Origin of the sequence: Halobacteriovorax sp. (genome assembly GCF_041587335.1) — a bacterium.
In the GTDB taxonomy this organism is placed as follows: Bacteria; Bdellovibrionota; Bacteriovoracia; order Bacteriovoracales; family Bacteriovoracaceae; genus Halobacteriovorax.
This window is the reverse complement of record NZ_JBFGYP010000148.1, coordinates 1-6516: the sequence shown is the minus strand read 5'-3', so window position 1 is coordinate 6516 and position 6516 is coordinate 1. Positions and strand designations below refer to the sequence as shown.

General features: G+C 32.4%; 6 protein-coding genes and 1 pseudogene. 4 read left to right on the top strand and 3 right to left on the bottom strand.

From position 1 onward, the window contains the following. Positions 1–228 (bottom strand): annotated as a pseudogene (locus ABX784_RS14715) (carbon-nitrogen hydrolase); the annotation flags it as partial. 73 nt (positions 229–301) lie between these two features. Between ABX784_RS14715 and ABX784_RS14710 the strand changes: the two are divergent. Then, complete coding sequence (locus ABX784_RS14710) at positions 302–901, top strand: START domain-containing protein (RefSeq protein WP_372655820.1); 600 nt, start codon at positions 302–304, stop codon at positions 899–901. A gap of 26 nt (positions 902–927) precedes the next feature. On the opposite strand, the gene ABX784_RS14705 is transcribed toward ABX784_RS14710, so the two are convergent. After that, positions 928–1995, bottom strand: a complete 1068-nt coding sequence (locus ABX784_RS14705; protein WP_372655819.1) for a hypothetical protein — start codon at positions 1993–1995, stop codon at positions 928–930. 113 nt (positions 1996–2108) lie between these two features. Between ABX784_RS14705 and ABX784_RS14700 the strand changes: the two genes are divergently transcribed. The 3 genes from ABX784_RS14700 (at position 2109) to ABX784_RS14690 (ending at position 5112) form a co-directional block, all read left to right on the top strand. Continuing rightward, positions 2109–3122 carry a radical SAM protein gene (locus ABX784_RS14700; protein WP_372655818.1) on the top strand — a complete coding sequence of 338 codons (1014 nt, stop codon included), beginning with the start codon at positions 2109–2111 and terminating at the stop codon, positions 3120–3122. Further along, complete coding sequence (locus tag ABX784_RS14695; protein WP_372655817.1) at positions 3115–4254, top strand: twitch domain-containing radical SAM protein; 1140 nt, start codon at positions 3115–3117, stop codon at positions 4252–4254. Before ABX784_RS14700 ends, ABX784_RS14695 begins: the two co-directional genes overlap by 8 nt. A gap of 102 nt (positions 4255–4356) precedes the next feature. Next, a complete protein-coding gene (locus ABX784_RS14690; protein WP_372655816.1) occupies positions 4357–5112 on the top strand; it encodes a sterol desaturase family protein in 756 nt (251 codons plus the stop codon). Here ABX784_RS14690 and ABX784_RS14685 read toward each other — a convergent pair. Further along, positions 5105–6499, bottom strand: coding sequence for a hypothetical protein (locus tag ABX784_RS14685; RefSeq protein WP_372655815.1), 1395 nt, complete (start codon positions 6497–6499; stop codon positions 5105–5107). The two genes, ABX784_RS14690 and ABX784_RS14685, sit on opposite strands and share 8 nt — an antisense overlap. Between the last annotated feature and the right edge of the window lie 17 nt (positions 6500–6516).

Genomic DNA, 6516 nt, shown 5'->3' with positions numbered 1-6516 from the left:
CGGTGCTAGAACAGTCTTTTCACCTAGTAATATACTTGAACAGTAGCCCACAATGGTGTCATTCATAGTCGCTACGAAATGCCCCTCTGGGAAATTAGTAATTTGGCCTCTGATTACATCTTTTGAGTAGTCTTCGAGGTCTTTATAGGCCTTTTTAATCAGGGACATAATCCCTTTAATATCTTTAACATCTGCCTGTCTGATCTCTAATTTCATATCATTTTTCATAAATTCCCTGGAAAAAATCAATTTTCTACTAAACTATGACAAATTTTAGCATGTTTTATTTTATAAAATCGATATGAAAAACATTATATTAGTATTTTCTTTGTTTTTATCCCTCTCGAATTTCGCCTCCATAAGGTGGACAAAAATTCATTCCGAAAATGATATTGATATTTACTCTAGAACATCTAAAAGTGGGATTCTTCCATTTAGAGCTAAAGGTAAAATATCTGCGCCAATAAAGACTGTTTTAAATGCTCTTATGGACCTTCCTAATAAGAACAAATGGTCACCTAAGCTAAAGCAAGTAAAGATCCATGAAGTTTTAAATAGTAATGAAATGATTATTTCAGAGTATTATAAAACACCTTGGCCTGCTACAGATAGAGAGTTTCTCCTAAAGGGGAAATTAGAAAAGATCAGTGATAATAAGTACATCATCAAAGCACATTCTATTAATAATCATAAGTATGCTTCAAAATCTCACATACAGTCAGCTGTAGAGTACTTAGATGTAACCATTGAGGACTTAGGGGATAATACAACAGCAATAGATTTTAAGTTTCATGGAGACTTTAAGGGCTGGATGCCTGTTTGGTTAACAAACTTAATTCAAAAGAAGTGGCCTCTTCGCTTCATTCAAGGCCTAAACAGCTTTTTGGCAGAGAAAGTTTAAAATATTTTTATAAATTTGTCTTCAATCTAAAAGAAGCTACGCCCTTCCCCATCTCTTACCATATCAAGAGTTGAGCAGTGTAGCCCTCCTCCAAATAACCTTGAGTGTCTGAGTCTAGCGGTATGAACTTTAAAACCATTCTTTGCCAATAGCTCCGCTAAAGCATGGTCAGGATTTCCATCTTCATTAAATGTTACAACCTCTTTTTCGGAAAGAGAAAGAATATTAACATTTATATTCTGTGAAGCAAGATAGGTAGTATCAGCATCTGATTTATGACCATGAGGAGCTGGAACTTTTATACACTTCCACTTCCTAAGTTTCTCTGGAAGCTTATTAAGTTGTTGTTCCATGCTCGATGAATTAATTAATAATACTCCAGGAGCAAGCGGCATTAGCATTCCATCAATATGATGATCAGTCAGACAGACTGGATGAACATTTGCCTTACCTGATAAATGCTGTTTTAGCCAAATATAACCAAGATAGTGATTACGATTTGAAACATTCATTAGAATATCTTTTCCAAACTTTAAACATTGAGCCCCATCGAACATTATTTCATACTTATCAAAAGACCCTGTCTCTATTTCTTCTAAATTCTTTTTAAAGTCAAAATCATAAGACTCGTCGTTCATAATAGGTCTTGGTGAACTACTCCACTTAGCACCTTGTAAAAAATAACTTCGAAAGATACTTTTCATTAAATCATTTTCAAAATATCTCATTCTCCAAATACAAGATGTTTCTAAAATCTCATCACCATAAACGATAACTTGATCTCGAGGGTTAATTACTGGGCAAGTCCAGTCACTGAAATTAGGAGTATTAAATTCTTTTACTTCTTTTAACTTCTCAGGACGATGAACTTTTATATTTTGCGATATTAGAAAGCTAGAGAAGTTATCTAAGTCTTCTTGCCTTTGCTCAACAATTCGTTTTTGGAGATCTATTGAATTTTTAATGAATTCGTCTTTGAGGTTTTCATGGAAAAAGTATTTAAAGCTAAGATCGACGTTAATTCGGCTTATATTGTAGCAGTTTGCAACAATAACCTCTCTTAAAGTGTCCCACTCTGTATAAATATTAACCATAATGCTCTCTCTTCAACTCATTGCAATCTAGAAGCAATGAGTTCTCTTATCAATTATTTAATACTGTAGTATACTAACAAGAGTATGACGATACTGACCATAGGAGAAAGTCTTTGAAAAAAAAGCATGAGCAATGCCCTATTGCAACAAGTCAACTTTACCTACATTCCTCTGGGAAAGTTTACCCTTGTGGCTTTATTCAAGGACGTGAGGATATAGGAAATATTAAAGAATCCTCTATGAGAGATATCTGGCACGGAGAAAAGGCCACTACATTCAGAGCATCTCATCAACAAGGTCAAAGCTCTATCTGCACAGAAATGCAAGGAAAGTATAATTGTCATCTACTGCACAATCACATTAACCCCGAAAGAAATGATTCAAAAATACGAAGACTAGATATTATGATTGACTCATTTTGTAACTTAATTTGCATTATGTGTACCAATAGAAGTGAAGAAAATCGAGGCTTCACAAGTGAGAGGTTCTGGAAAGAACTAGAGGAATCAATCCTTCCCGACGTAGAAGAGATTGAGCTAGTTGGAGGCGAGCCTTTTGTTGTAAAAGATACTTACCGCCTTATTGATCTAGTAATGAAAGTAAAACCTAGTATACGCTGGTGTTTCGTTACAAATGGACACTTTGATTTTGATCGCTTATTAAAAAATAAATTAGAAAATTTAAATATATATTCTGCAGCTGTTAGTATTGATAGCTTTGACCCAGAAAGATTTAAAAAGATAAGAGTAAATGGGGATCTTAATAAGGCCCTTGATACTTTAGATAAAATCAAAATAGTAAGAGATAGTAAAAACTTTCACTTAACATGCAACTTCTTAATACAAAAAGATAACTACGACGAGATTCTTGCTGCAATTAACTTTTGTAAAGAAAAAGATATTCATTTCTATCCAATGCTCTTAAGAGAGCCTATCGATTTCTCTATATTGAAATTCGAAGACAATAAACTTGTATCTATAGTAAAAGATTTTTTAAATATCTATAAGCAAACACATGATTTAAAGATATATAATATTGCTCTAAAGATAATAAAATCAAAAGGAGCCTCCTTCATGCTAGAGGTCGCTGACTATCTCCCTAATTCTAAAGAGATAACTAATGACTAATAAGTTTCATTGCCCTCTGTGGGATGGAGCTCTAAGTTTCGACGCGGGACTTAGAAGAAGACTCTGCTGCCATGATCATACAGGTTTTTCAGAGGACTACAGTAAAAGTCTCTCTAATTTCAAACTACTTAAGGAAGTTAAAGAATCTTCAGAACAGGGAGAAGTCCCTAAGAACTGTACTGCTTGTTTTCAATTAGAAAAAGATACTGGAGACTCTCCAAGAAAATATTATCAAAAAATATTTTCTAATCATCAAAAGAAAAATGAATTAAAATATGTAGATATAACATTTGAAAATATTTGTAATCTCTCATGCTTCTCTTGTAAGCCTGCCTATTCTCAAAAAATAGAGAAAGAGCTTAACAGTTTAAATATCCATGTTAACAATGAAGGTCTAAGCGCAAGAGAATTCCAAGAAAAGTTCAATACGATTAAAGACCATATTATAGAAAATATTGCTCATAAATCTCTTGTCGTTATATCGGGAGGAGAGCCTGCCCTATCAAAGAATGTTGAAGAATTTATAACTCAACTTTCAAACGTAGAGCATTCTAAAACCATTACACTTAGAGTATTTACAAACTTAACAATTCCTTCTGATTGGATTCTAAAGTTTACCGAGCACTTTAAAAAGATTGAAGTAATAATCAGCATAGATGCTATAGGAGCAAGAGCAGAATATATTAGGTTTCCTTGTAACTGGAAAACAATAGATAGTAATTACCAATCATTAACTATCGAATCATTAAAGTACCCCAATATCGAAGTGAATGTTCATACAGTTCTTAGCATATTAAATTTTGATCATATTCCAACTTTAATTGAGTACTTTCTAAAGAGTGATCTAAACTTATTTCCCAGCTTCACTCCCCTCTCTAGCCCTAAATATTATATGATAGAAGGCCTTACAGAGAAGAAATTAAACGAGACAAGAAATAGTGTATTGAGTTACTTAAACAGCTTAGACATAGACACTATAAACCTGGAAAAACTAAATATATTAAAGTCACTTATAACAAATTTAAAATGCTCTAAGGAAAGCCTTTTAATGGAATTAATTCTTCATCATAAAAAGATCGACACTTTAAGAAAAACAACACTATTAAAAGAAATTGAATACTTAGCTCCTTAGTTCTACTACTAAATACTTCAAATATAGATAAAAATTATCCTGTGGGTAGAAGTAACACTTTAAAAAATCATGATATAATAGATTAATTTTGTAGGAGAAAATTTGCTATCTATTGAACATTTTTATTTATTCTTTTTAATATTTGTTTGTTTCATATTTCAAAAGAAACGACCAAGGTCAGTGAGTAAAAACTCTACAAATGGCATCTTAGAAGACAGTAAGTTTTTAATCTTTAATGAAGTTATACTTTCTTATTTTCTAGCAAAATCTTCAAGCTTCTTTAGTGACAAGTTCTCATTAGTACTTTCATCAATAACAATTGATATATCTACATATCACCCTTTATTACAACTATGTATTTTATTTGTTATCTTTGATGCTATAAGCTTCTTTACTCACTACTCAGCACATAGATATTCATCTTTATGGAAAATCCATAAGCTACATCACTCTGTTTTAAACCTAAATCCTATTGCAACCTTTAGACACTCACTACTTGGACATATATATTTCTATGCTATGGGAGCTATTCTTACATCCTTCATTCATGTATCTGAAGGTATTAGGATGGCCACATATTTTATTACGATAACAGCAGATGTTATCCAACATACGAATGTTAAACTCACAATCCCTTATTTTTTGAACTATATTTTTATTTTTCCAGATAACCATTACTATCACCACAGCAAAGTGAAATATAAGAAGTATGGGCAAAACTTTGGATTGCTTTTAACTATATGGGATATAATGTTTGGAACTTTTTATTTACCAAAATCTAAAGATACTGAAATAGGTCTAGAAAATGATGACTTACCAAAGTCGTTTATAAAGAGAATGCTCTATCCTCTTATTTAATCAAATCGTATTTCTTTAAATTTTCAAATATATTCTTTGCCATATACTCATACCCTAACGGTTGAAAATGGTTATCATCTGCAAATAATTTTTCTTTCCCATATTTTTTAATTAGAGGCCTAAAGTAGTTAAAGTTATCAACAAGGTATGCATTTTCATATTTAGACACTGAAGTGGCCATATCATTTGCTCCCTTAAAGTCTGATGCATAAGTGAGGCTCATAACTTTAAAATTATATTTTTTAGATAATTCAAGAATTTTTCTCCACGCAAAAGTACGAGCTTTCAATATTTCAGACTCTATATTTTTCTTTTTAAGGAAGAAGTTCTCAGCAGTTTTGTACAGCTCACTACTTCTTAAGTGCTCTACACCTTGAGTTGATATCAGTAGAAAATTTTCAATATCTTTTGAAGTATACTTACTTTGAAAAAGCATTAATTGAGACATTATATGTAGAGAAATGGGCGCATTTCTTTCGTCATTCCAAAAATACAGAGGATAGTCCCCTCCAAACTCTATTAATACAGATAGGGCCTCATCATATCTCATCTGCCCAGTAAGTCCTCTAATCCTTGGTATAATAATTGTGTTAAAAATGAATCTGGCCTTATCATCAAAGGAGAATTCATTTTTTTCTCCATCTAAGTATTGTCTATAATCATCTAGAATTGCTGTCACTTGTTCTTCATATAAAGGCCAATTTAAGGTTCCACTTTCCTTATTTGTTTTAATTGTTTCATATAAGTTTGCTAATTCACTTAACACCTCATTTGAAATCTCTCGATCACCGCCTAGTACTCTTCTATCGACTAATTCAGTTTTTATATGCCTAAGTACCTTATATACTCTTAATTTCTTATACCAAGGGAGTTCTGGTACAGAGAAATTTGATACCTTCTGTTCATCTCTTCGAGGTGGAGTTAAACCGCTAAAAGTATAATAAAATGAATCTGCGGCCCCAGTTAAAACAATTACAATTGCAGGTAAGTTCTCTCTTTCAGTCTCTGCTAATATCTTCTCTAGCCTTTGGTACACACCCCAAGTTGGATCCTCACATTGTCCTAGATTCAATACTGAATAATTATACCCATGACGATTGAGAATCTGAAATAAGTATGAAGGGTAACTCTCGACTGCACTTACATTTCCTGCATTAGTAAATGAATCACCAATAGACCAAATACTCATTTTCTCATCATTGACCATGAACTTTTCATAGTCTCTCTCTGAATCATAGTTCATGCTCTCAGCGCTCAGTACTTTCAGATCACTTGATCTTATATTTTCAAACACATATCCAGAAAGGCGCAAACCGACTTCTAGAAAAGTAATACTTATAAAGCTGGATATTATAAAAAGTAGAATACCTATCTTATTTATTTTCATACAATATTTCCTAAACT

Bases quoted from the DNA above. Each gene is read 5' to 3' on its own strand.
- ABX784_RS14710 (WP_372655820.1), top strand. From the start codon at position 302: ATGAAAAACATTATATTAGTATTTTCTTTGTTTTTATCCCTCTCGAAT.
- ABX784_RS14705 (WP_372655819.1), bottom strand. From the start codon at position 1,995: ATGGTTAATATTTATACAGAGTGGGACACTTTAAGAGAGGTTATTGTT.
- ABX784_RS14695 (WP_372655817.1), top strand. From the start codon at position 3,115: ATGACTAATAAGTTTCATTGCCCTCTGTGGGATGGAGCTCTAAGTTTC.
- ABX784_RS14685 (WP_372655815.1), bottom strand. From the start codon at position 6,499: ATGAAAATAAATAAGATAGGTATTCTACTTTTTATAATATCCAGCTTT.